Raw genomic sequence first — 22,036 nt, 5'->3', positions numbered from 1 at the left:
TTGGGAAAATTATATCATATTTTGCTAGCATTCATTTATTCTTTGGAACATTCATATATCTAAAGAAGGAATGAATTTGCTTACTATTGTCAATTATATGAGTAAATCATTGTGGGGGGACGAGGACAGTGAGCTACAAATTAAATCGGATTAATCCTAACCAAATTCAAGTTTTCTTTCTTGATGGAAGATTTGAAACTTTAACAAATGAGGAATTATCTTATTTATTAGCCGAAATGGGGGATTCTGAAACAAGCACTACAGAATTCTTTCAAAGTGACCTACAATAAAACGCTCCGAATTAATTCGGAGCGTTTCCTTTTTCAGGAATAAGAAAACCATGAAATTCATTAAAACTGTCCATCTCTGGCGCTTAAGCTTTTCTAGGCTTCAAGCAATTGTGACGATTCTTGGAGATGTGGAGTGGTTCTTAAGACATGGAGAGTATAATGATCCTTTGAAATTTCATACAGATCATAAATATCCCCTTGGGCATTTAGCTGATCATATAAGGATTTTCTTGATTCGTTGGCCTTTATAACATAGGGGAGTTTTTCTGCTGCTTTGATGGATCGAATGTTTTCTTTTCTAATGCGCATGAAAATTTTCTCAATTTCCAGTTCAAAGAAAAGTTCTTCGAAGAAGGCATCTTTCGCAGGTTTATTATATCCCTTTCCGTGATAAGGCTTACCAAGCCAAGTTCCTAGAAAACCAGCTTTGTCCTGAATGTCATACAAGTTAATCGTCCCAATTGGAGCGCCCCACTCATCAAGAATTGTGCGTGAAATTAATTCACCTTGCTCTTCAGCTTCGATTGTTTGCTTTGTTACAAACAAGAACTCATCGTAGCAATTGGCCTTTTGACGCACAAATGGGAAGACTTCTGGGTGCGTCATTAGATCATACAAAGTATGACAATCGTGGAGTTCACGTTTCTTGAGTTGCATGCTAATCCCTCCAATGAAGGGTAGTCTGAACCCGAACCCGTGCCTAAATACACGTCGGCCCTAGCCCACCCTCGAAATTTTTTGTGTTGCTAAAAAATTTCGGGGTGGGAATCGAACCCACTAGGACCAGAAAAACTGGTGGCGCACCATTTGCCTTCCCTAAAACTTAGTCTATGAAATTGTCGTTAAAAAATTTATTGTACTGTAGGTGTATAATACAAGAAAAAATGAAAAATTGAAATAGGTATATTTATGAATTTTTCATGATTATAACAAACTAATTTTCACTTGTTTATTTTGACAAATACCCCATGGATCATGGTCCATTTTGGTTTGGCTATATAATGAAATGGATGATGGCTCCAGAGGACAAGGTCAGCGTCCTTACCCACTTCGATACTTCCTAGTTGGTCGTCGATTCTAAGATTTCTAGCCGGATTTATGGTGATCCCTTCGAGGGCTTTTTGTTCTGAAAGACCCTCCCGCACAGCTAAGGCTGCACATACATTTAAATATTGGATAGGAATATATGGGTGATCCGTTGTGATCGAAACTTCAATTCCATGGTTTGATAGTTCTTGATAGGTTTTCCAAGTTTTATTTTTCAATTCAACCTTCGATCGCCGTGTCAAAGTGGGTCCTACCGATACCTTCAAATTTAGATCTGCTAATTCAGATGCTATCAGGTGGCCTTCGGTGCAATGTTCAATTCGAAGGTCAAGATTAAATTCTTTCGATAGTCTTACAGCCGATAAAATATCATCTGCTCGGTGCGCATGGATTCGGACAGGTATTTCCCTTTTCAAGGCTTTGACCAATGGATCCATTCTTAAAGATTCTGGAATTTCAGTACGTTGGGCATTATAGAAGGCCTCTCTAAGCATTCCCATGATTCCCATCCGCGTAATTGATTCCGACGACCCATGACTATGAATTCTTTTTGGATTTTCCCCAAAAGCAATTTTCAAACCAGCTGTTTCCTGTATAATCATTTTTTGTATATTATTCCCTGTTGTTTTAATAACTGATGTGGTTCCTCCAATTACATTTGAACTTCCCGGCATGACATGAACCGTTGTAATTCCGTGGCTAATTGCATCAGAAAAGGCAGGATCAAGTGGATAGACTCCATCAATTGCTCGAATATGAGGACTAAGTGGTTCAATCGTCTCATTCGCATCATTTCCAGCCCAGCCAGTTCCTTCGTCATATAAGCCAAGGTGGGTATGAACATCAATAAACCCAGGTAATAAATAACCGTTGGAACAATCAATCATTTTTGTGTTTGAATCAGAGGGGAGATTTTTGCCAATCTTACTGATTTTACCATCTTTTATCAGCACATCTCCTGTCTGAAGAGGGGGAGAAGTGATTGGGTACACTTGTGAATTTTTTAATAATATATTCATATTTTCCCTTTCTTATGTGATGTCCAATTTGTTTTTTATGATAGATTTTATGCAGATAGGAAAATATAATTTTATCTATTTTTTATTTGGTTAAAAAATCCCTTTCCATTGTAAAATAATGATAGTTGAGCCCAAAATCCAAACGTAAATGGCAAATATTTTTAAAGATTTCTTTTTTAAAAATTGGATCATCCCGACAACCGCCATATAGCCAAATAGGGCAGAAGATAAGGTCGCGATAAATAGACTACCGAAGGATACTGCTTCAATGGTCTGTTCAGACATTTTTAAAAATTGGAGAACGATACCTCCTGCAATTGCCGGGATCGATAGTAAAAAAGAAAAATAGGCCGCAGTTTCTCGATCCAGTTTGCGGAAAAGACCAGCCGCAATGGTAAGTCCGGAGCGAGAAATAGCGGGGAAAATGGCTGCTGCTTGAAATGTGCCAATCAAAAGTGCATCCCCATATCCGATGTTGTTCATTTTCTTAGCGCCCGATTTAACCCCATCTGCCATCCAGAGGATCCCACCTGTGAGTAAAAACTCCCAACCAATCGTTTTGCCAGTTTTTGATATTGATTCAAACAAATCGTTTAAGAGCAAGCCTACTAATACGGCAGGGATTGTCCCAACCACTAACAATAGCGAGTGTTTTCTAAAAGGATGTTTTATTATATCGAACAATTCTTGTTTGTATACGATAACAACAGCCAGTAATGTCCCAACATGAAGCATCGTATCAAGGAATAAGCCCGCTTCATCGAGGTGGAATAGATGTCTTCCCAAATATAAATGCCCGGAGCTTGAGATGGGTAAAAACTCCGTTAAACCTTGTATGATTCCAAGAATTAAAGCTTCAAACATCGACATATTATCATCATTCCTTATCTTATTCTTGTTGTTAAATATGGTTACTAAAATGTATTCAAGTTGTCCAAAACAAGAACTATAATATAAAATCACATTGTTATAAAATTCCATATTTTGTGACACATTTTAAAGTATTTCTATTTGGGATAGGATAAAATGAGAGTATATAAATGTATTGGAGGAAATATCCATGCCTACAAATGAAGAACGTACATTTGCTGCAGTCATATATGCGATTAGCTTTTTTACTGCTTTTATCGGTCCAGTAATCATCTGGCTGTTAAAAAAGAATGAATCTGAGTTTATTGATTATCATGGAAAGGAATACTTAAATTTCCTCATTTCTTACTCTGTTTACGCTGTTATCAGTATGGTTCTGATGTTCGTCCTAATCGGGTTTATTCTCATTTGGATTGTAGGAGTATTCGCTTTTATCTTTACTATCGTGGCCGCAGTCAAGGCATATGAGGGTAAAGAGTATCAAATTCCACTAATTTTTCGATTAATACGCTAAAATACATGAAGGGAGGAGGGGAGAGATATGGAATTCATTGGAAATCTAAATCTTGCCATCATTTTACCTATTTTTATCATCCAATTGATTTTACTTGTTGTAGCGTTAATAGATTTATATAGAGTTGAAAAAACTAACGGTCCTAAATGGGTTTGGATTTTAGTAATCTTGTTACTTAATATTATTGGTCCAATCCTTTATTTTGTAATTGGAAGGAGAAATCAATAATGCCGGTAGTTGCCGTTAATGGTTTGAAAAAGGATTTCCAAGATAAACGAGTAATCAAGGGAGTGGATTTTAATCTAGAAAATGGAAAATGCACAGCATTAATTGGTCCGAATGGATCTGGAAAAACGACGATATTGCGTATGCTTTCTGGATTAATTAAACCATCATCAGGTGCTATTCGATTTCAAGGTGCAGGATATGAAGGGGACATTCGACAATATATCGGATATTTACCACAATTCCCAGTATTTTACGAATGGATGACCGGTTTTGAGTTCCTTAAATACGTTGGTAGATTAGGTGGGTTAACCAAGATAGATGCAACCGAGCGCAGCGAGGAGTTGTTAACTCTAGTTGGTCTTATTGATGCAAAGAATCGCCGGATTGGCAAGTATTCTGGGGGTATGAAACAGCGTCTGGGGATTGCCCAAGCTATCATTCATCATCCTAAACTTGTCATGCTTGATGAACCGGTATCTGCATTAGACCCGTTTGGGAGAAGAGAAGTATTAGAGCTTTTGGAAAAATTAAAACAGGATACGACTATCCTTTTTTCAACCCATATTTTAAATGATGCTGAGGAGGTCTGTGATAATATTCTCTTCTTGCATGATGGGATAATAGTTGAATCTGGATCCATGACTGAGCTTCAAACAAGGCACCAACAAGCAAAGATTGTAATTGAATTCCGGCAGGACACAAATAAGTTTGTTCAGTCTTTTACATCTCAGCAATTAATCGAGTCGAAGAAAATAGAGGGAAACATCGGAATTTTAGTTGTAAAAGATTTAGATCAAGCAAAAGCTGCCTTTTTAAGGGAAATTGCTGATGAAAATTGGCCTCTTATCAGATTTGAAGTGGGTGGCTTAAGCCTAGAGGATGTATTCTTAAAGGTGGTGAAAAAATGAGACAATGGCTAACGATTTTACAAAAGGAAATCCTGGAAATGTGGAGGAATTTTAAGTGGATTTGGTTTCCACTCACCTTTGTTTTATTAGGTGCTTCAGAACCTTTAACTACATTTTATACACCGCAGATCATTGATTCACTTGGTGGGTTACCAGAAGGAGCTGTCATCAAACTGCCTACTCCTACATCACCCGAAATTCTTTTTCAAAGTATTGGACAGTTCAATTCTATTGGTCTGCTAATTATTGTACTCGCTTCAATGGGAATTATTTCTGCCGAACGAAAAAGCGGGGTAGCAGAATTAATTCTAGTTAAGCCAGTATCATATTTATCATATATTACAGCTAAATGGGCAGGAGCTACTCTTTTATTATGGAGCTCTTATTTTGTTGGCTTACTCGCAAGTTGGTATTATATAGCCATTTTATTTAAGCAAATACCCTTTACAAATTTGCTTGTCTCTTTTATCATTTTTGGAATCTGGCTTACATTTGTCCTAACAATAACGGTGTTCTATAATGCGTTTTTTAAATCTCCAGGGGTTGTTGGATTTGTATCCATGGCTACAATTATCATTCTTAATTTAATTTCAGGAACTTTATCCCAGTGGCTTGAATGGAGTCCAGCCCAGTTATCTTCCTACACTAGTTCCTACTTAATATCAGGAGCTATTCCGGATGAGGCGTGGGGAGCAATAACCGTTACAACAGTATCTATTTTCGTACTATTAGCTGCTTCTGTTTATATTTTTCGAAAAAAAGAATTGGCTTGATACTATATTTTTATATTTTGAAAGGAAGAATTGTTGTGGTGTATGACTATGGTCTTGTTTTAGAGGGTGGGGGAATGCGAGGAGTCTATACTGCTGGCGTTCTCGAATGTTTTTTAGAGCATGAAATTTCTTTTCCTTATGTTGTGGGTGTTTCAGCTGGTGCTTGCAATGCAGCATCGTATTTATCTGGGCAAAAAGGCCGGAATCATACAGTAAACATCGAATATGCCTCCGATCCTCGCTATATTTCATGGCGAAACTTTTTTAAGAATCGCCAGTTTTTCGGAATGGACTTTATTTTTGATGAGATTCCTAATAAGCTCGTTCCATATGATTATGAGTCCTTTTATCGTAATCCTGCCGAGTTTGTTATCGGGACCACAGATTGCAACACGGGAGATCCTGTCTATTTTTCAAAAGAGGACTATGGCAAGGAAATGCTGACAGTTCTGAAGGCTTCTAGTTCGCTGCCATTTATAGCACAGGAAATTACCTATAAGGATAAAGTGTTACTTGATGGAGGAATTAGTGATCCGATTCCAATTAAAAAGGCTCAAGAAGATGGATTTAGGAAAAACGTTGTGATTTTGACTAGAAATAAAGGTTATCAAAAACAACCCTCACGGTTCCAATTTCTCGTCAAGGGAAAGTATCGTCATTATTCAGGCTTACAGTCCGCATTAGCACGTCGGTACCAAAAGTATAATGATACAATTCGCTTTCTGGATGAAGAAGAAAAGGCAGGGAATGCAATCGTGATTCGCCCAACAGTTCCTATCGAGGTTGGGCGGATGGAACGTCGACCAGAAAAGCTTGAAAAGCTGTATCGGGCAGGCTACAAAGATGCCAAAGGTTATATCGAAAAAATCCAGAAATGGTAAGTAACATAGAAATATATTTGAAGCCCCTCGACCAAGGTCAGGGGTTTTTGTCTCTATTAGGGGATGATTGGTGTAACATTATCATATTTGTTTGAGTAAAATAATAGAATGGTATAAAGCATTAATTGGATAAGGAGAAAATCTGATGAACATCCAACAATACTACCGCTCCGCGGCTACTGTTTCTCTCAATGGGAGCCTAGCAGCATTTGTTCCTGTGATCATCATTCTAGTAGGAAGTATATTGTTTTCAGTTAACCTTCCACTTTTGTACGTTATGATACCTTTTTGTGTTTATAGTTGTATTTGTTACCAAGTTTATTTAATCCAGCATCAACGTTGCCTTGAAACTGAAATAACAGAAACACAAGTGGATACAACTTTAGAAAAATCCCAAAAAATCCTGATTACTTTTATGCCAGCACCGTCCTTAAGAATGTTATTATTTGAACCCAACGGTTTTTTAATTGGTGAAGTTAGAGATTTTAGGTTTTGGTGGTTTAGATGGTTCCTTCCCTATTTTGCAGATAAACTTATTCCTAATGTGTATGGCTTATACGACCAACAAAATAAATTGCTTGCACTGTATTCAGTAAATGAAAGAAAAAAACAAGTCAAAATAATGGATTCAGTAAAAAATGAAATAGGTATTTACCACGAGTATATAAAGCCCATATTTTCATTAGAAAAAAGAGGTACCATCCATTCACTAATCGAAAATCATTACATTCAAGTAGAAGGTTCATCTCTTTATCCGCATATAAAATTTAGAAATGAAGAAGGTTTCATTATCGGAAAATTGATTAAAGGGTGGATGCCACTTAACTGGGGAAAACAGTTTCGGGATGCAAATACTCCTTTTATCGTTTTAGAAGAACAAGTGGATGTAACAGATAAAATTTTCATGGTAGGTGTGTTAGCTTATTTTTTTAAGTGTACAAGCCACTAAAGATAAAAATGAATAGAATAAGAAAATTCCACCTAGAATAAATGTTTTTGGTATAAATTCATTGCAGTAACAAAACAATTAGGGTAAGATGTCAGTAAATAACTGAATAATTTAGGATCATATCATAAAAAATATGATCGCCTTCGGGGTCGGGTGAAATTCCCAACCGGCGGTGATGAGAAAAAAATTCTCTTAGCCCGTGACCCGTTTTCATTGCTTATTTTTTATCTGAAAACGGTGGATTTGGTGTAATTCCAAAGCCGACAGTAAAGTCTGGATGGGAGAAGGTATGTTAGCATATTAAAAATGCAATTTTTTATGCGTATTTAAGTATGTTTATTAACCCCGTACATTTTTATTGTACGGGGTTTGTTGTTCTTATTAATATACATAATTTGGTTCAGTCGTAAGCTATGGCCCTGGAAAAGATTCGTTATTTTATCGTTTTTGTATTACTGAATAAAGGGGGGATACTATGTTTACAGGAATTATTGAAGAAATTGGCACCCTGCAAAAAATACATAAACAAGGTTCCACGTTAATTTTGACCATTCAAGCACCAAAAATCTTAAGTGATGTCCATTTAGGTGACAGTATTTCAGTTAATGGTGTTTGCTTAACTGTAACTGATTTTACGAAATCAGCATTTTCAGTAGATGTCATGCCGGAAACATTTCACGCCAGTTCATTAGCTTTTCTAAAAGCTGGGTCTAAAGTGAATTTGGAAAGGGCGATGGCTGCAAACGGGCGGTTTGGTGGTCATTTTGTATCGGGTCATGTTGATGGAACTGGGACTATTTCTGCTATTAAAGCCGAGGAAAATGCTGTTTATATTGATATTTCGATCCCTGAAAATGGCGTACCATTTGTAATGGAAAAGGGGTCGGTGGCTATTGATGGAACTTCACTTACCATTTTTTTCGTAAAGGACCGGACGATCACAGTCTCACTCATTCCTCATACAAGAGGTGAAACCATCTTAGGGCATAAACGCATCGGAGCTAAAGTAAATCTTGAATTTGATATGTTAGTGAAATATGTTCATTCAATTATGGAGAAAAAAATAGAAACCAATGCTGGAGGAACTGGGATTACAGCGGATTTACTGAAACAAACGGGATTTATGTAAATGGAGGGAGCAATAAACCATGTTTAATTTAATTGAAGATGCCTTGGAAGATTTAAAAAAGGGTAAAATGGTGATTGTATGTGACGATGAAGACAGAGAAAACGAAGGTGACTTCATCATGTTAGCGGAATTCGCTACTCCTGAAGCCATTAATTTTATGGCAAAAGAAGGTAGGGGACTTATCTGCACTCCTATCACAGAAGAGTTGGCCAACAAACTTGATTTAAGACCGATGACAGAAACGAATTCAGATTCTCACGGTACAGCATTCACTGTCAGTATTGATCATATTAGTACTTCGACCGGAATTAGCGCATTTGAGCGCTCTACAACTGTGTTAAGCCTGTTGGAGGAATCAGCTAGACCGGCGGATTTTAATCGCCCTGGTCACATTTTTCCACTCATAGCAAAAAATGGCGGAGTTTTGCGAAGATCTGGACATACAGAAGCAGCGGTCGATTTGGCTCGTCTTGCTGGTGGGAAACACGCAGGTGTCATTTGTGAGATTATGAACGAAGATGGCACGATGGCAAGGGTTCCTCAACTAAAGATCATTGCCGAAAAGTTTCAATTGAAATTAATCACGATTCAAGCTTTAATTGAATATCGATTGGTACATGATTCTCTTGTTAGAAGGGAAGCGGAAGTTCATCTGCCTACTTCGTTTGGGGATTTCCAAGCGGTTGGATATACGAGTATCGTCGATGGGAAAGAACATATTGCATTGGTCAAAGGTGATATAACAGAGGATCAACCTGCTCTTGTGCGCGTACATTCGGAGTGCTTAACCGGTGATGTGTTTGGATCTTACCGATGTGACTGTGGGCCACAGCTTGAAGCAGCTCTTATGCAAATTGAAGAAAATGGGAACGGCGTTCTTCTATATATGCGGCAGGAAGGTAGAGGAATTGGCCTAATAAATAAGCTGAAAGCGTATAAGCTTCAAGAGGAAGGCTACGACACTGTGGAAGCCAACCATAAGCTAGGATTTAAAGATGATTTGCGGGATTATGGTGTTGGAGCGCAAATTTTACGGGATTTAGGGGTTAGAAAAATGAAATTATTAACTAATAACCCGAGGAAAATAGCTGGGCTTAAAGGATACGGTTTAGAAATTATGGAACGCATGCCAATCCAAATGGTAGCGAATAAAGAAAATAAACATTATTTGCAAACGAAACAAGAAAAATTGGGACATTTACTAAAATAATGGCTGTGTTAGAGCTCATTATTGATTATTTGCAAAATGTTGATTGCGGTGGAAGGCACGAAGACTCCTGCGGGAGCAGCGGGACAGGTGAGACCCCACAGGCGCTTAAGCGCCGAGGAGGCTCACCGCCCGCCCCTAAGGTGCGCGAGTGCCTGGAACGGAAATCAACATTCTAGTTTAACAGAGCCAAAATCATAAAATATAAGGGAGATTTGAGATATGAAAAAAGTGATTGAAGGAAAATTAATTGGTACTGGATTACGTGTGGGGATCGTTGTTGCTCGTTTTAATGAATTTATTACCGGCAGACTCTTAAGTGGTGCAGAGGATGCTCTTAATCGTCATGGAGTGAATGAAGAAGATGTTACCGTTGCTTGGGTACCAGGTGCTTTTGAAATACCGCTTGTGGCAAAAAGATTAGCTGATTCTGGAAAATATGATGCTGTTATCGCACTTGGAACGGTTATTAGAGGAGCAACACCACACTTCGATTATGTAAATAGCGAGGTTTCTAAGGGAGTTGCTAGTGCTGGACTACAAAGTGGAATTCCAGTAATCTTTGGAGTGTTAACTACGGACACAATTGAACAAGCTATTGAGCGGGCAGGTACAAAAGCAGGGAATAAAGGTTGGGATTCTGCAGTAAGTGCCATCGAAATGGCCAACCTGTTTAAACAATTTTAATAGAAATTTAAGGAATCTTTTTGTGGGGGAGTAGTCGTGGATATTGAAATATTGAAATGTCATGGTTCTGGGAATGATTTTTTATTAATTGATGAAATCTCCAATTCTTATTCCTTTTCAGAACAAGAGCGGGCGGAACTAGCCATATCACTATGCAATCGTAATACAGAGCTTGGTGCTGATGGAATACTGTTCGTTTCGAAAAGTGAAAGTGCGGTTGCAAAGATGCGGGTTTTTAATGCGGATGGTTCCGAAGCATCTATGTGTGGAAATGGTCTTCGTTGTGTGGCACGATATGTTTGCGAATTAAAGGGCCAGGATAAGTTGTTAATCGAAACGATGAAGGTGAACCTGCAGGTTGAAAAAGAGGAAGATCTTTTTCCGGAAATTCCAACTTATAAAGTGGAAATATCACCTGTGTCATTTAAATTGACAGATTTACCGTTAACATTGCCGGCGGAAACCCTTATCAATGAGAAAATACCAACCTTATCTGAGGAATTATTGTTTACTGCTCTTGCCGTTCCCAATCCGCACCTTGTTACACTTGTTGGAGCAGATGATCTTGAATCAGACTTGCAGCTTCAACTAAGTAAAGATGTAAATGGAACGAATTCATTATTCCCAGATGGAGTGAATGTCAGCTTCGTAAAGCCACTAGAAGAAGGGCATATTTATGTCCGGACATTTGAACGTGGAGTTGGATTTACAAATGCCTGTGGCACAGCGATGTCGGCATCAGCTCTAGTAACCTGTTTAGTAGGGTTGAATAAGAAAGAAGAGTTTATTGAAGTCTATAATCCCGGCGGTAAAGTCCGTTGTGTTGTCCATGAAAATGAAGGTGAGTACAAGATTGATTTGATTGGCAATGGCACCTATGTGTATAAAACCATAGCTCATGTTGATGCTAATAATTTTGCTCAATTCACAGTGGATGACAAATGTTTTTATGCTGATGAAGATAAACAATATGCAAAGCTTCAACAACATGCCCAGGAATTTATCCAAAATCACTAAACTCTTATATAATAAATAAAGACTTTTTTAAAAAGATTGTTGTTTTTTTAATAGGTTTTGTGGAAAGAAAATCGTTGAAAAAGAAGTTGATTGGAGCGGAAGGTGCGAGACTCCTGCGGGAGCAGCGGGACAGGTGAGACCCCGCAGGCGCTTTTGCGCCGAGGAGGCTCACCGCCCGCCCCTAAGGTGCGCGAGCATCCTGGAGCGGAAATCAACCACACTTCTCTTTTAGTAAATAGAAACAAAGTTTACGAAAACATCCTAAATAAAAAGAGATAATCCTGGTCCTTCGTCAGATCTATTTGGATTATCTCTTTTTTGCTAAGAACTCTAGAATGGGTTTAATGTTTTGGATTTTTTTTGCTTCAAAATAGGTTTGAAAAGGGTCTCCAACTTTCCTAATCCGCTCTACCATGTTAGTGATGTTAAAGGTTTCTGCTGTAAGCTTGTCGGTCACTTCATGCCAATAAAGCGGGGTCGCTACAGTTGCCGGCCCTGTCCCTCTTAAAGAATAAGGAGCGATTATCGTTTTTCCTTCTCCATGTTGAACATAATCAACATAAAGTCTATTGCCACGGTTTTTCTTCATTCTTTCAATTGTAAAAGAATCCGGATCTTTTGATACTAAATATTCAGCAATAAAAGCAGTAAACAATCTTGTATCATCATAACTAACTTGATTCTCTTGGAGCGGCAAATAAATTTGTAACCCTTTGTTGCCCGAGGTTTTAACGAAACTAATAAGGTTTAAGTGATCAAGAACCTCTTTTATTAATAAAGCAGCCTTTATAGCTAAATGAAAATCTTTTTTTGAAGGAGGATCCAAATCAAGGACAATTTCACTTGGAAAAGCGTTATTAATAGTTTGAAAAGGAATATGAAATTCGATTGCAAGTTGATTACCAAGCCAAAGCAACGTCTTAAAGTTGTTGCAAACAATATAGTCAATATTTTCCCTATGAAAAGAATGCACATAATCTGGTGCATAATCCGGTCGATTTTTTTGATAAAAAGGCTCGCCAAACATACCATGGGGATGACGAATGACAGTTAAGGCTCTGTCCTTTAAAAAGGGGAGTATATAAGGAGAAACTTCCTGTAAATAATGAATATAATCTATTTTTGTTACGGGCGGTGTCTCCCAAATTGGTTTCTCAGGATGGGTGATTTCAATGTCTAGTGGTAAGTTTTTTTGATTATATATAAAGTTTTCAATAATACAATCTTCAGCCTTCAAATCAAATCGGAATTGATGAAAGTGTGGCTCTCTAAGCTGTTTTTCATATACTTCTAAATATTTAACCTCCACACAAATTGCAGGCGGCACGTATACAAATTGAGCATCTTCGCGAATCTGATTGTCCTTGATAATTCGGACAAGCGCTTGTTTCTCTTCAGGTGTAAGGCCAAAAAGGAAAAGGCCAATTGGGTAAACCACGCCACCTTTAAAAACCCCAATATAAAAATAGCCATTCGATTTATCATATGCGGTTATAAAACATGAAACATATTTCCAATTTTTGTATTTCAACCAAGAGATTGACCGTTTCCCGTCTTCCCAGAGATTCAGTTCCTGTTTTGCCACGATGCCTTCCCCGTCATAAAGGACCACATTATCCCAAACCGATTGAAAGTTTTGTTTCGAGGGAATCATCTGCACAAGCTTTGAGTTATTTTCGCTTGGCACAAGTGGTAAGTCTACCGCTGTAAACAGTTTAGTTAACTCACCTTTCCTCTTTATGTATGGTTTCCCTTTTAATGCAACACCTTGCAAGTGCAATACATCAAACACCAATAAAAAACATGGTTGTAATTCAGCTTTCTCAAGGATTTTTTTTTGAGAGCGCATTCTACCTCGTACTTGAATTGAGCCAAAATCTGCTTTATAAGGATTTTCCAAGAAAACGAGCTCTCCATCTAATGCAAGTGGAAGAAAAGGAGCGAATTTTTCTTTATTTCTTAATAAAAAAAGTTCAATTTCAGGGAAAAGCGCAAGGAGAGGTTTTCCATTTCTGCTTGTAAGCGTTAGGTTATTTACATTCCATTCTAAAATAGCCCTAAAGCCGTCATATTTCACTTCATAATACCAATCAACACCTTCAGGAATGTTGAAAGTTAGACTTGGCAACATTGGTTTCATTAATTTTACCTTCCTTTTTTGCTGAAACAGAATCAATATTTATTTTAGTCCTTTTATTATTCCGTAATCTTTTGGTTCTCATCCATTACCAATTGTTTGTAAGTATTCACAAGCGTTTTTTCACACAGATTAACAATAGATCGAATGAAGAATGGAGAGAGAGCTATGCATACAATTTGGAAAGGAAGCATTAGTTTTGGTCTTGTGAATATTCCAATCAAATTGCACACCGCAACGGAAGATAAAGATATAAAGTTAAGAACACTTCATAAGGAATGCCATTCCCCCATACAATATGAGAAGATTTGCCCTGTTTGTAAAGTTGAATTGAAAGCTGAAGACATTGTAAGAGCATTTGAATATACGAAGGGGAAATTTGTGGTACTCGAGGACAAGGATTTTGAAAAACTAAAAAAAGAGAACGAAGAGCGAGCAGTGGAAATTATTGATTTTGTGAAAATGGAACAAATTGACCCGATTTATTATGATAAAACTTACTATATGTCACCAAGTGAAGGTGGCGTAAAGGCATATTCACTATTAAGAAAGGCTTTGGAAGAATCATCTAAAGTTGGCTTAGCCAAAATTATCATCCGTTCAAAAGAGCAACTCGCTTTACTTAGAGTTTATGAAAATACCCTTGTTATGGAAACGATACATTTTCCTGATGAAGTGAGAAAAACGAGTGATGTTCCAAATGTCCCTGCCGAAAGCAATGTGTCGAAAAAAGAACTTGATACAGCCATTATGCTAATCGACCAATTAACGACAGAGTTTAAACCAGAAAAGTATAACGACGAGTACCGAAGTGCTTTAATGGAACTTATTGAGTCAAAAAGAACCGGACAAGACATCGTCACTCCTACAGCTAAAGATAATGTGTCAAACGTAACTGATTTAATGGCAGCCCTTCAGGCATCCATCGATCGAACAAAGCCTCAAAAAACAACAGAAAAAAAGAAACGGGTGACACCGAAAATAAGAAGAGAAGCCTAAATACCATGATAAGATTAGTTAAGAGAGGCAAACAGAAAATTTTTTCTGTAGTCTCCTTTTTTTAGGTATAAATCATAATAAGGATGAGTACGGTTGACATTTTATCCATAATCTAATATGATAATAGAGACGCTGTTAAGTTCGTTATATAATTTTTATGGATTTAAGTAGTCGTAGCTGCAATGAATGTAGGCGATTGTTTGTCCCTACACGATTTGAGGGCTATGCTTTTTTTAATAGATTATATGAAAAACTAATAGTGAATGAAATTTTTGGAGGTCATTACATGACTACAGGTAAAGTAAAATGGTTTAATGCAGAAAAAGGTTTTGGATTCATTGAAGCAGCAGATGGTAACGATGTATTTGTTCACTTCTCTGCGATTCAAACTGAAGGTTTCAAAACGTTAGAAGAAGGTCAAGAAGTAACGTTTGAAATCGTTGAAGGTAACCGTGGACCACAAGCAGCTAACGTTCAAAAAGCATAAGTTAAACTCATAAACCTGAGGTGATGCTTTTCAAACCAGCATCACCTCCTTTTGTTTTTGAAACAATTAGAGAAAATTCTTCGTGTTCCTCTTAAAAAGGCTCCTCATAACGTTTCTTTTTTGTGATACTCAACCCCTTCATAGGAAATATTCCCAAAGGAAGTTAGCTTTTTATTAGTGGAGAACGAATGATGCCCACAATTTTGCAGAATGTAAAGATTTATTTGAAAAACCTGATTCACACTGGAGCGGCTCAGGAGCCGTAAGGATGAAAGAGAGGTAGGGCTTTCATTGTTTTAGGAAATAAACCGACATGAGTACAAATATCTTGATCGGGAAAGATTAATTTATATAGTTGGCCAATGCAAAATAAATGGAAAACGAAATTATTTCACTAACATTTCTTTTTGTTGAAAAAAGAATGACGTTTTAGATAATAATAGAAGATATGGAACATTTGTAAGGAGGAAATATATTTTGACAAAATTTTCAGATTTTAACCTAAGTGAAGCACTTGAGAAGGCATTATCCCAAATGGGCTTTGAAGAACCATCTCCAATCCAGGCACAGGCTATTCCTGTTGCATTATCTGGTAAGGATATTATTGGTCAAGCCCAAACTGGAACAGGAAAAACAACCGCTTTTGGAGTTCCGTTAATTGAAAATTGTAAAGTTGATGAACCAGCTATTCAGGGGCTTGTACTCGCTCCAACACGTGAATTAGCTGTACAGGTTGCAGAAGAATTAAACCGGATTGGTAATACTAAAGGTATTCGTACGTTACCAATTTACGGTGGTCAAGATATCAATCGACAAATTAGAGGGCTAAAAAATAGGCCTCATATTATTGCGGCGACACCTGGTCGATTAATGGATCACATTGATAGAAAAACAATTCGTTTGCAAAACATCCATACAGTCGTGCTTGATGAAGCAGATGAAATGTTGAATATGGGATTTATTGAGGACATTGAAAAAATTCTGTCTGGTATCCCTTCCGAACGTCAGACCTTATTATTTTCAGCAACAATGCCACATCGTATTAAAACTCTTGCTGAAAAGTTCATGAAAAATCCTGAGCTTGTAAAAGTTCAAGCTAAAGAAATGACTGTTGGAAATATCGAGCAGCATTATTTAGAAGTGCAAGAAAAACAAAAATTTGACGTTTTGTGTAGCTTATTAGATATCCAATCACCTGAACTTGCGATTGTATTTGGTCGAACAAAGAAACGCGTAGATGAGTTGGTTGAAGGTCTTATTAAACGCGGATATTCTGCAGAAGGAATTCACGGTGATATTCCGCAAACAAAACGTGATCAGGTGATTCGTCGCTTTAAAGAGCAGACTATTGATATCATGGTGGCGACAGATGTTGCGGCACGAGGTCTGGATATAAGCGGAGTTTCCCATGTATATAATTTCGATATCCCACAAGATCCAGAAAGTTATGTTCACCGGATTGGAAGAACAGGACGCGCGGGTAATAAAGGTTTAGCAGTAACATTTGTTTCTCCAAGGGAAATAGATCATTTAAGAGTGATTGAAAACCTTACGAAACGGAAAATTGATAAAATGCAAGTTCCAAGTTTTAGGGATGTACTCGTTGGAAATCAACAAGCCACCATTAATAAGATTATGAAGATTGTGGAATCCGAAGAATTCAGCGAATATAAAAGAGCTGCAGAAAACCTGCTAGAGGATACTGATTCTGTTACCTTATTAGCTGCAACTTTAAAGCTTTTAACAAAGGAACCAGATGCTACTCCAGTAAAATTAACGGCTGTGGAGCCACTACGGTCTAAAAAGCCACAATATGACCGTGATAGAAACAGACGAAATGATCGTGCTAGAAGTAATGATCGGCCAAGAAGCGGCAGCAGTGACCGGGCTCCGAGGAATGAAAAAGCTAAACGACGTTCAAGACCTCGTCCGTAATTTTTTTCAGTTTTTTGTATGTATTTTGGGTATTTGTCCCATATTATATATTGTTTGATGAAATTTAGTTTTAGTTAATTAGGAGGTTCTTTTATGGAAACTGGTAAAGTAAAATGGTTTAATGGCGAAAAAGGCTTTGGTTTTATTGAACGTGAGAATGGTGATGATGTTTTTGTTCATTTTTCAGCCATTCAAGGTGAAGGTTATAAGTCACTTGAAGAGGGTCAAACAGTTAGTTTTGAAGTTGAACAAGGACAACGGGGACCTCAAGCTGTAAACGTCCAAAAACAGTAATTTAAGTTAAAAATCATATAATGTGCCCAGTTGTGGTTCGAATATTTGAAATATATTTGAAAAAACGTTATGATGAAAAGAACTGATTATTGATTTAGTTCTAATTCACTGATTATAAAGAGTAACATTTTTTGTCCACTTTTTATGATTAGTGAATTTTTTCATTTGGGCTCACATAATCAGCAGTTAGCAATTCTAAGATTACGATATAAGCAAACTGGAGGTGGATAGGATGGCTTTCGGCAGAAGGATTGTGGAAGAAATCATTACGGTAGAAACAAAGGTTTGGGAATGTGCATCAGATAATTGTAATTGTTGGGTACGTGACAACTTTAAAAACAAAGAGATTCCTAAATGCCCTATCTGTAACAGTGAGATGGTCTCAACGACTAAAATGCTTCAGGCTGTTGATAATCACAATAAAAGTTACTAAAACTTTGAACTTTTGTTGAATTTCCTATTAAGTAACAGTTTTTTTCCCTTAGGGGTAAGGAATTGAAGCCTACTCCTAGTTTGTAACAAAGCCCGATCCTTTAAAGGATCGGGCTCATTTTAATTATTCAAGATTTTCCTTGCAAAAGGCTGCCACAATTTCCAGTTCTTCTGCCTCTAGTGCTAAATCAATATATTTATCTGTTGTGTTTTCAAGAAGGCTATAACTTACTATTTTTCCTTCCCCATCCTCGGCCACGTAAAGGACCTTCAAACGCAGTCCGTTTTCAAGATGAAGTTCATCATCTTCATCAACTTCGATATCTAAATAAAGCTCATAACGATCCCCACTTAAAATTCCAAATGGATCTTCCAATTTTTCAACTGTGAAACCAGTAATTTTCATCAGATTCATCCTTTATTAGTTATTTTGTCACCAAATATTCCCTTTTTATTATAACCTTAACCACCTATTATAAAAAAGAGTTTGAGGGTGGATTCCCAAAAAACGATAATGATGGGCTCTTTGGAAATAAAAAAAGGCCGACTATGTATTGTAACATTTTAGTCTGCCTGTTGTATATGTAATTTGGCGGAGAAGGTGAGATTCGAACTCACGCAACAGTTGCCCATCCTAACGCATTTCGAGTGCGTCCCCTTATAACCACTTGGGTACTTCTCCATGTTGTTGTTAATGTAAAAAGTTATGGAGCGGGTGAGGGGAATCGAACCCCCGCCGCTAGCTTGGGAAGCTGGCATTCTACCATTGAACTACACCCGCAAAAAATGAATTAGCAAGACAAGATCTGAACCAATAGACCCTTACCACATTTAAACCGATAATAAGAACTCATATGACAAATGTTATTTTACTCCAGCAAAAGCCCTATGTCAAAACTATTTTTCTAGTGTGTTTTATAGGTTTATCCTCGTTTTCCCTTTCAGCCTGGGTAATCATAAAACCAAATTCGCCACCTCTAAAACTTTTACATCATTTTCAATTTCTACCTGTAGAGAGATTCTTTGTTCTAATAACTGTTTAAGATTCTTATTACTGAGTGCTGTTATAGAGCCAGATCGTTCTGAAAAACCTGTATAGGGGTTTATAGAACCCGGTAAACTAATTGCCACACCTAATACTTGGTGAGTTCTTGTATACATTTTAATTGTTTTTTCCATATCGTTTAAAAAAATGGCAAGATTATTGCACTGGGTATCGTAACTATCTTTTGAAAGAATCGTCCCATTTCCTAATAGGAGTCCATGTTTTACTTCTGTCCCACCCACGTCAAAGGCTATATACTTTTTCATTCTCCTCACTCCACGTGTTTTGTCATGCTATCCAGAAAAAATTATGTTCCTTTTTTTAAAATATTCGGAGGGGTATGGAAATCATTACTTCTTATTTTTTAAGGGAATGGTTGCATGGGGGTAAGTATAGGTGAGACATCTCTTTTTTTGTCATAAAAGACTCCATAACAGGATATGAATATTGAAGGGGGATGATAAGATGGTTGGAGATTTTGATAAAAGTGCCAAGCTTGAACATGGTTTTTGGCTACAAATACTTGGAGACCATGCTCGGTTTATCCATGATTCCCTAGCACCATCAGAAAAACAGAACATTGAAACAGCAAACTACTTTATCCAAACTTTTGATCGCTGGTTAGGGAGATTAGCAACAACTGATTTTGTACATTTAAGTGTGAGAGCAGCTGAAGAGGCTAATAAATTTCGAACATTTAAACTCGAAATTTTGAGTAAACTACTGCAAGGTAACATTAAAATTCACCTTTCCCCCACCTTTGTAAATCATATGTTGAATGAATTGGAAGAGTATATTCGAATTCTAACTTATTTACGTAGAGGCGAAATCCCTCCAGTTTTCCATGAGCTACATCATCATACTGTCTGGCTCTTGGATGCTACAGGTCATGCCGGTGCGATTGATAGTAACCTTGATCAAGTAGAAAAAAAGTTGAAAGAAAAAAGCATGGACTATTTTAAACAGTTCCAAGATTTTTATCTGAAAGCGGTCGAAATGACAGGGTATTTAAGAACAAATTTAGCTGAATTCCCAGCATTACGGAAATTTAATGATGATATTTCACTTGAGATGAATCTGTTTATGAATTTTCTTCGAGAATTAGAGGAATTGGGGCTAGGCCATCAAGCGCTTGGGACTTTCGCGCCACTTATGGCAGATCATATGGCGAGGGAAGAATGCTATTACTTAACCAAAGTTGCAGAATCTGCAAAAATAATGATGCCAAACTGTGATCCAACAAAACCAAGACAAGATAAAAAAATATAAATAATAAAACACCAAGTGAAGATTGAATTCACTTGGCGTTTTTCAAGTGAGCGTTCTATCATGCTTTTTGGGTTTCTTTATCTGGCTTAATTGCAAATAGTGTAATGATTGCTGCGAATACACTAAACCCACCTAATAAATAGAAGATCCAATCTCCGGAGTTTTCCATTAATATGGCGATTACTGGAGGACCAGCTGCTACACCAATAAATCGCATCGAACTATACAAAGATGAAATGGTCCCGCTCTCTTCTTTTTCTATTCCCTCGGTGATCAGAGCATCCAAACTTGGCAAACCAACACCGATACCGACTCCACAAATGAAAAACATGGTAATCATAAACCAAAGTGCATCAGAAAAACTAAGTGCAAAAATGGCTAATGTTAGAATTACTGTTCCTGTAAAGGTTATCCATTTCATCAAAACTTTGTTTTCTTTTATCTTTTTTCCAGTAATAAAAGAAGATAGACATAACGCTCCCAAGGGTAGGGCTAAGACCAACCCCTTTCGTAAATCCTTAATATGGTAAATTTTCTCAAGGGTTTCTGACAAATAAAAGAGCACTCCAAATAGGACAAACATCAGCGTTCCACCAATGATAAAAATAGCGGAAAGCCACCTTCCGTTATTAACAAATACTTTTTTTGTATCAAGTAAAAACTTTTTGAATTTAATTTTATTTGCTGTTGTTTTTGGTGATTTTACTAAAAGTGCCATTAGTAAAATGGACATAACACAAAAGAAGGGAAAGGCTAAAAACGGGATATACCAAATGATTCCCGCTAGAAAAGCTCCTAAAATGGGGCTTAAAACCTTTCCTAGCGTATTTGCTGTTTCAATAAGGCCTAAAGTACTGCTAACTTCATCCTCATTTTTAAACATATCTCCCACTAAAGGGAGAACAATAGGTGCTGCACCAGCCGCACCCACACCTTGTAAGGCTCTTCCCAGCAAAATTAGCCAATAGGCATCCCCTATCTTCCATGCGGCAAATCCTGAAATCCCCCCTCCAATTCCTGCAATGATTAAGCTTGGAATAATCACCTTTTTTCGACCGATATGGTCAGAAAGGAACCCAGCAATTGGGATTAGGATGATAGCTACAATCGAGTAAACGGTTAAAATCATGCTAGTTTGAAAAGGGGAAATGTGCAAAGCCTTTTCCATTGCTGGTAATACAGGAATCAACATCGAGTTTCCCAACGTCATAACAAGTGGAATTGAGGAGATGGACAGGATTGCCCAACGTTGCGTTTTAACACTGTCTTTCCCTTTTCTTTTTGACTTTGTTTTAGTGTTCTTTTCTGAATAGAGATTTTCCATATGTTCCATAAGGGAGCCACCTTTATATTACTAATATTAATATGGACCTTTCGAACCTATTCTAGAAGTGAATCTAATTGTTGTTTATTGGTAATAATATTTTCAGGGAATTTTAAAATTACTATTGACAATTAGTCTGAAAGTTTATAATATTAAATACAATATAAGGAATGGCGTTGACAAAGAGTAGTAACTTATTTCGGATACTTTAGAGAGCTGATGGTTGGTGGAAATCAGCGTATTGATTTAAGTGAATGGACTTTCGAGCCTCCAAACTGAAAACCGTAAAGGTTATTAGGCTTTGGCGAATGAGTCTCATCGTTACAAGAGACAGGTATTCAAGCAAACGCTTTGATACTATTCAAGTGAGCTGATTTCAGCTAACAAAGGTGGCACCACGGGTTTCTCGTCCTTTTTTAAGACGAGGAACTCTTTTTGTTTTCGGAAAAATAAATATATCAAATCGTTGAGTAAGAATAGTACACGAAAAATCCTTCTTTACAGAGAGCTGGGTGTGGTGGAAACCGGTATGAAGGTTTTGTGGAATGGACTTACGAGAGATATCCTGAACCTGAGTAGGGTTATCCGGTTTTCA

General features: G+C 37.3%; 24 protein-coding genes, 2 tRNA genes, 1 riboswitch and 2 other annotated features (1 of these 29 cut by a window edge). Of the genes, 17 read left to right on the top strand and 9 right to left on the bottom strand.

The annotated features are described in order from the left end of the window. Positions 1-128: 128 nt before the first annotated feature. On the top strand, positions 129-290 hold the full coding sequence (locus B1NLA3E_RS25350) for a hypothetical protein (RefSeq protein WP_187292107.1): 162 nt from the start codon (positions 129-131) through the stop codon (positions 288-290). A gap of 93 nt (positions 291-383) precedes the next feature. On the opposite strand, the gene B1NLA3E_RS13675 is transcribed toward B1NLA3E_RS25350, so the two are convergent. From B1NLA3E_RS13675 to B1NLA3E_RS13665, 3 genes are all read right to left on the bottom strand, one after another. Next, entirely contained in the window at positions 384-947 is a 564-nt protein-coding gene (locus B1NLA3E_RS13675; protein WP_015594425.1) for a GNAT family N-acetyltransferase, read from the bottom strand. A gap of 284 nt (positions 948-1,231) precedes the next feature. Then, positions 1,232-2,356: an amidohydrolase gene (locus tag B1NLA3E_RS13670; RefSeq protein ID WP_015594424.1), complete on the bottom strand. Its 1,125-nt coding sequence runs from the start codon at positions 2,354-2,356 to the stop codon at positions 1,232-1,234. A 90-nt stretch (positions 2,357-2,446) separates the two neighbouring features. Continuing rightward, positions 2,447-3,226 carry an undecaprenyl-diphosphate phosphatase gene (locus tag B1NLA3E_RS13665; RefSeq protein WP_015594423.1) on the bottom strand — a complete coding sequence of 260 codons (780 nt, stop codon included), beginning with the start codon at positions 3,224-3,226 and terminating at the stop codon, positions 2,447-2,449. A 190-nt stretch (positions 3,227-3,416) separates the two neighbouring features. Here B1NLA3E_RS13665 and B1NLA3E_RS13660 point away from each other — a divergent pair, with 190 nt between their 5' ends. The 10 genes from B1NLA3E_RS13660 (at position 3,417) to dapF (ending at position 11,519) form a co-directional block, all read left to right on the top strand. Further along, positions 3,417-3,740 carry a DUF4870 domain-containing protein gene (locus B1NLA3E_RS13660; protein ID WP_015594422.1) on the top strand — a complete coding sequence of 108 codons (324 nt, stop codon included), beginning with the start codon at positions 3,417-3,419 and terminating at the stop codon, positions 3,738-3,740. A 27-nt stretch (positions 3,741-3,767) separates the two neighbouring features. Continuing rightward, entirely contained in the window at positions 3,768-3,968 is a 201-nt protein-coding gene (locus B1NLA3E_RS13655; protein WP_015594421.1) for a PLDc N-terminal domain-containing protein, read from the top strand. Further along, the gene (locus tag B1NLA3E_RS13650) at positions 3,968-4,876 is read left to right on the top strand and encodes an ABC transporter ATP-binding protein (RefSeq protein WP_015594420.1); all 909 of its coding nucleotides are present in this window, start codon (positions 3,968-3,970) and stop codon (positions 4,874-4,876) included. The genes B1NLA3E_RS13655 and B1NLA3E_RS13650 overlap by 1 nt, the downstream gene beginning before the upstream one ends. After that, entirely contained in the window at positions 4,873-5,649 is a 777-nt protein-coding gene (locus B1NLA3E_RS13645; protein ID WP_015594419.1) for an ABC transporter permease, read from the top strand. Before B1NLA3E_RS13650 ends, B1NLA3E_RS13645 begins: the two co-directional genes overlap by 4 nt. A gap of 38 nt (positions 5,650-5,687) precedes the next feature. Beyond that, a complete protein-coding gene (locus B1NLA3E_RS13640; protein WP_442852665.1) occupies positions 5,688-6,530 on the top strand; it encodes a patatin-like phospholipase family protein in 843 nt (280 codons plus the stop codon). Between the two features lie 145 nt (positions 6,531-6,675). Continuing rightward, positions 6,676-7,479, top strand: coding sequence for a hypothetical protein (locus B1NLA3E_RS13635; protein WP_015594417.1), 804 nt, complete (start codon positions 6,676-6,678; stop codon positions 7,477-7,479). A 135-nt stretch (positions 7,480-7,614) separates the two neighbouring features. Continuing rightward, positions 7,615-7,772, top strand: a riboswitch (FMN riboswitch). A gap of 182 nt (positions 7,773-7,954) precedes the next feature. Then, positions 7,955-8,608, top strand: coding sequence for a riboflavin synthase (gene ribE, locus B1NLA3E_RS13630; protein ID WP_015594416.1), 654 nt, complete (start codon positions 7,955-7,957; stop codon positions 8,606-8,608). A 19-nt stretch (positions 8,609-8,627) separates the two neighbouring features. Next, complete coding sequence (locus B1NLA3E_RS13625; RefSeq protein ID WP_015594415.1) at positions 8,628-9,818, top strand: bifunctional 3,4-dihydroxy-2-butanone-4-phosphate synthase/GTP cyclohydrolase II; 1,191 nt, start codon at positions 8,628-8,630, stop codon at positions 9,816-9,818. Positions 9,819-10,037: 219 nt separating this feature from the next. Next, complete coding sequence (gene ribH / locus B1NLA3E_RS13620; protein ID WP_015594414.1) at positions 10,038-10,502, top strand: 6,7-dimethyl-8-ribityllumazine synthase; 465 nt, start codon at positions 10,038-10,040, stop codon at positions 10,500-10,502. Between the two features lie 36 nt (positions 10,503-10,538). Further along, positions 10,539-11,519, top strand: coding sequence for a diaminopimelate epimerase (dapF, locus tag B1NLA3E_RS13615; RefSeq protein ID WP_015594413.1), 981 nt, complete (start codon positions 10,539-10,541; stop codon positions 11,517-11,519). A 307-nt stretch (positions 11,520-11,826) separates the two neighbouring features. Here the strand turns inward: dapF and B1NLA3E_RS13610 are convergent, their stop codons facing one another. Continuing rightward, the gene (locus B1NLA3E_RS13610; RefSeq protein ID WP_041580532.1) at positions 11,827-13,659 is read right to left on the bottom strand and encodes a DNA ligase D; all 1,833 of its coding nucleotides are present in this window, start codon (positions 13,657-13,659) and stop codon (positions 11,827-11,829) included. Between the two features lie 165 nt (positions 13,660-13,824). Between B1NLA3E_RS13610 and ku the strand changes: the two genes are divergently transcribed. From ku to B1NLA3E_RS13585, 5 genes are all read left to right on the top strand, one after another. Further along, the gene (gene ku / locus B1NLA3E_RS13605) at positions 13,825-14,655 is read left to right on the top strand and encodes a non-homologous end joining protein Ku (RefSeq protein ID WP_015594411.1); all 831 of its coding nucleotides are present in this window, start codon (positions 13,825-13,827) and stop codon (positions 14,653-14,655) included. 286 nt (positions 14,656-14,941) lie between these two features. Further along, positions 14,942-15,142 carry a cold-shock protein gene (locus tag B1NLA3E_RS13600; protein ID WP_015594410.1) on the top strand — a complete coding sequence of 67 codons (201 nt, stop codon included), beginning with the start codon at positions 14,942-14,944 and terminating at the stop codon, positions 15,140-15,142. 477 nt (positions 15,143-15,619) lie between these two features. Further along, complete coding sequence (locus tag B1NLA3E_RS13595; RefSeq protein ID WP_015594409.1) at positions 15,620-17,077, top strand: DEAD/DEAH box helicase; 1,458 nt, start codon at positions 15,620-15,622, stop codon at positions 17,075-17,077. A gap of 93 nt (positions 17,078-17,170) precedes the next feature. Next, entirely contained in the window at positions 17,171-17,371 is a 201-nt protein-coding gene (locus B1NLA3E_RS13590) for a cold-shock protein (RefSeq protein WP_015594408.1), read from the top strand. Positions 17,372-17,603: 232 nt separating this feature from the next. Continuing rightward, positions 17,604-17,804 (top strand): cold-shock protein, encoded by a 201-nt coding sequence (locus B1NLA3E_RS13585; RefSeq protein ID WP_041580531.1) that lies wholly within the window; start codon positions 17,604-17,606, stop codon positions 17,802-17,804. 123 nt (positions 17,805-17,927) lie between these two features. On the opposite strand, the gene B1NLA3E_RS13580 is transcribed toward B1NLA3E_RS13585, so the two are convergent. From B1NLA3E_RS13580 to B1NLA3E_RS13565, 4 genes are all read right to left on the bottom strand, one after another. Continuing rightward, the gene (locus tag B1NLA3E_RS13580; RefSeq protein ID WP_144061483.1) at positions 17,928-18,209 is read right to left on the bottom strand and encodes a DUF6509 family protein; all 282 of its coding nucleotides are present in this window, start codon (positions 18,207-18,209) and stop codon (positions 17,928-17,930) included. Between the two features lie 184 nt (positions 18,210-18,393). Further along, a tRNA-Ser gene (locus B1NLA3E_RS13575) sits at positions 18,394-18,485 on the bottom strand. A 25-nt stretch (positions 18,486-18,510) separates the two neighbouring features. Further along, a tRNA-Gly gene (locus tag B1NLA3E_RS13570) sits at positions 18,511-18,584 on the bottom strand. A gap of 173 nt (positions 18,585-18,757) precedes the next feature. Next, positions 18,758-19,114, bottom strand: a complete 357-nt coding sequence (locus tag B1NLA3E_RS13565; RefSeq protein WP_015594405.1) for an ROK family protein — start codon at positions 19,112-19,114, stop codon at positions 18,758-18,760. Positions 19,115-19,313: 199 nt separating this feature from the next. On the opposite strand from B1NLA3E_RS13565, the gene B1NLA3E_RS13560 reads away from it, so the two are divergent. Beyond that, a complete protein-coding gene (locus B1NLA3E_RS13560) occupies positions 19,314-20,117 on the top strand; it encodes a DUF2935 domain-containing protein (RefSeq protein ID WP_041580530.1) in 804 nt (267 codons plus the stop codon). Between the two features lie 58 nt (positions 20,118-20,175). Here B1NLA3E_RS13560 and B1NLA3E_RS13555 read toward each other — a convergent pair whose 3' ends face one another. After that, on the bottom strand, positions 20,176-21,450 hold the full coding sequence (locus B1NLA3E_RS13555) for an MFS transporter (protein ID WP_015594403.1): 1,275 nt from the start codon (positions 21,448-21,450) through the stop codon (positions 20,176-20,178). A gap of 158 nt (positions 21,451-21,608) precedes the next feature. Next, positions 21,609-21,858, top strand: a binding site (T-box leader). Between the two features lie 40 nt (positions 21,859-21,898). Further along, positions 21,899-22,036, top strand: a binding site (T-box leader); it runs 102 nt beyond the window's last position.

Source organism: Bacillus sp. 1NLA3E, from assembly GCF_000242895.2.
In the GTDB taxonomy this organism is placed as follows: Bacteria; Bacillota; Bacilli; order Bacillales; family Cytobacillaceae; genus Bacillus_BU.
This window is presented reverse-complemented; position numbering and strand designations above follow the sequence as displayed.

What these genes read in the sequence shown, in the direction of transcription:
- B1NLA3E_RS13600 (WP_015594410.1), top strand. Translation starts at nt 14,942, where the DNA reads ATGACTACAGGTAAAGTAAAATGGTTTAATGCAGAAAAAGGTTTTGGA.
- B1NLA3E_RS13590 (WP_015594408.1), top strand. Translation starts at nt 17,171, where the DNA reads ATGGAAACTGGTAAAGTAAAATGGTTTAATGGCGAAAAAGGCTTTGGT.
- B1NLA3E_RS13670 (WP_015594424.1), bottom strand. Translation starts at nt 2,356, where the DNA reads ATGAATATATTATTAAAAAATTCACAAGTGTACCCAATCACTTCTCCC.
- B1NLA3E_RS13580 (WP_144061483.1), bottom strand. Translation starts at nt 18,209, where the DNA reads ATGAAAATTACTGGTTTCACAGTTGAAAAATTGGAAGATCCATTTGGA.
- B1NLA3E_RS13565 (WP_015594405.1), bottom strand. Translation starts at nt 19,114, where the DNA reads ATGAAAAAGTATATAGCCTTTGACGTGGGTGGGACAGAAGTAAAACAT.
- B1NLA3E_RS13585 (WP_041580531.1), top strand. Translation starts at nt 17,604, where the DNA reads ATGGCTTTCGGCAGAAGGATTGTGGAAGAAATCATTACGGTAGAAACA.
- B1NLA3E_RS13645 (WP_015594419.1), top strand. Translation starts at nt 4,873, where the DNA reads ATGAGACAATGGCTAACGATTTTACAAAAGGAAATCCTGGAAATGTGG.
- B1NLA3E_RS13660 (WP_015594422.1), top strand. Translation starts at nt 3,417, where the DNA reads ATGCCTACAAATGAAGAACGTACATTTGCTGCAGTCATATATGCGATT.
- B1NLA3E_RS13675 (WP_015594425.1), bottom strand. Translation starts at nt 947, where the DNA reads ATGCAACTCAAGAAACGTGAACTCCACGATTGTCATACTTTGTATGAT.
- B1NLA3E_RS13625 (WP_015594415.1), top strand. Translation starts at nt 8,628, where the DNA reads ATGTTTAATTTAATTGAAGATGCCTTGGAAGATTTAAAAAAGGGTAAA.
- ribH (WP_015594414.1), top strand. Translation starts at nt 10,038, where the DNA reads ATGAAAAAAGTGATTGAAGGAAAATTAATTGGTACTGGATTACGTGTG.
- ku (WP_015594411.1), top strand. Translation starts at nt 13,825, where the DNA reads ATGCATACAATTTGGAAAGGAAGCATTAGTTTTGGTCTTGTGAATATT.
- B1NLA3E_RS13610 (WP_041580532.1), bottom strand. Translation starts at nt 13,659, where the DNA reads ATGAAACCAATGTTGCCAAGTCTAACTTTCAACATTCCTGAAGGTGTT.
- B1NLA3E_RS13555 (WP_015594403.1), bottom strand. Translation starts at nt 21,450, where the DNA reads ATGGAACATATGGAAAATCTCTATTCAGAAAAGAACACTAAAACAAAG.
- B1NLA3E_RS13650 (WP_015594420.1), top strand. Translation starts at nt 3,968, where the DNA reads ATGCCGGTAGTTGCCGTTAATGGTTTGAAAAAGGATTTCCAAGATAAA.
- B1NLA3E_RS13560 (WP_041580530.1), top strand. Translation starts at nt 19,314, where the DNA reads ATGGTTGGAGATTTTGATAAAAGTGCCAAGCTTGAACATGGTTTTTGG.
- B1NLA3E_RS13665 (WP_015594423.1), bottom strand. Translation starts at nt 3,226, where the DNA reads ATGTCGATGTTTGAAGCTTTAATTCTTGGAATCATACAAGGTTTAACG.
- B1NLA3E_RS13655 (WP_015594421.1), top strand. Translation starts at nt 3,768, where the DNA reads ATGGAATTCATTGGAAATCTAAATCTTGCCATCATTTTACCTATTTTT.
- B1NLA3E_RS13635 (WP_015594417.1), top strand. Translation starts at nt 6,676, where the DNA reads ATGAACATCCAACAATACTACCGCTCCGCGGCTACTGTTTCTCTCAAT.
- ribE (WP_015594416.1), top strand. Translation starts at nt 7,955, where the DNA reads ATGTTTACAGGAATTATTGAAGAAATTGGCACCCTGCAAAAAATACAT.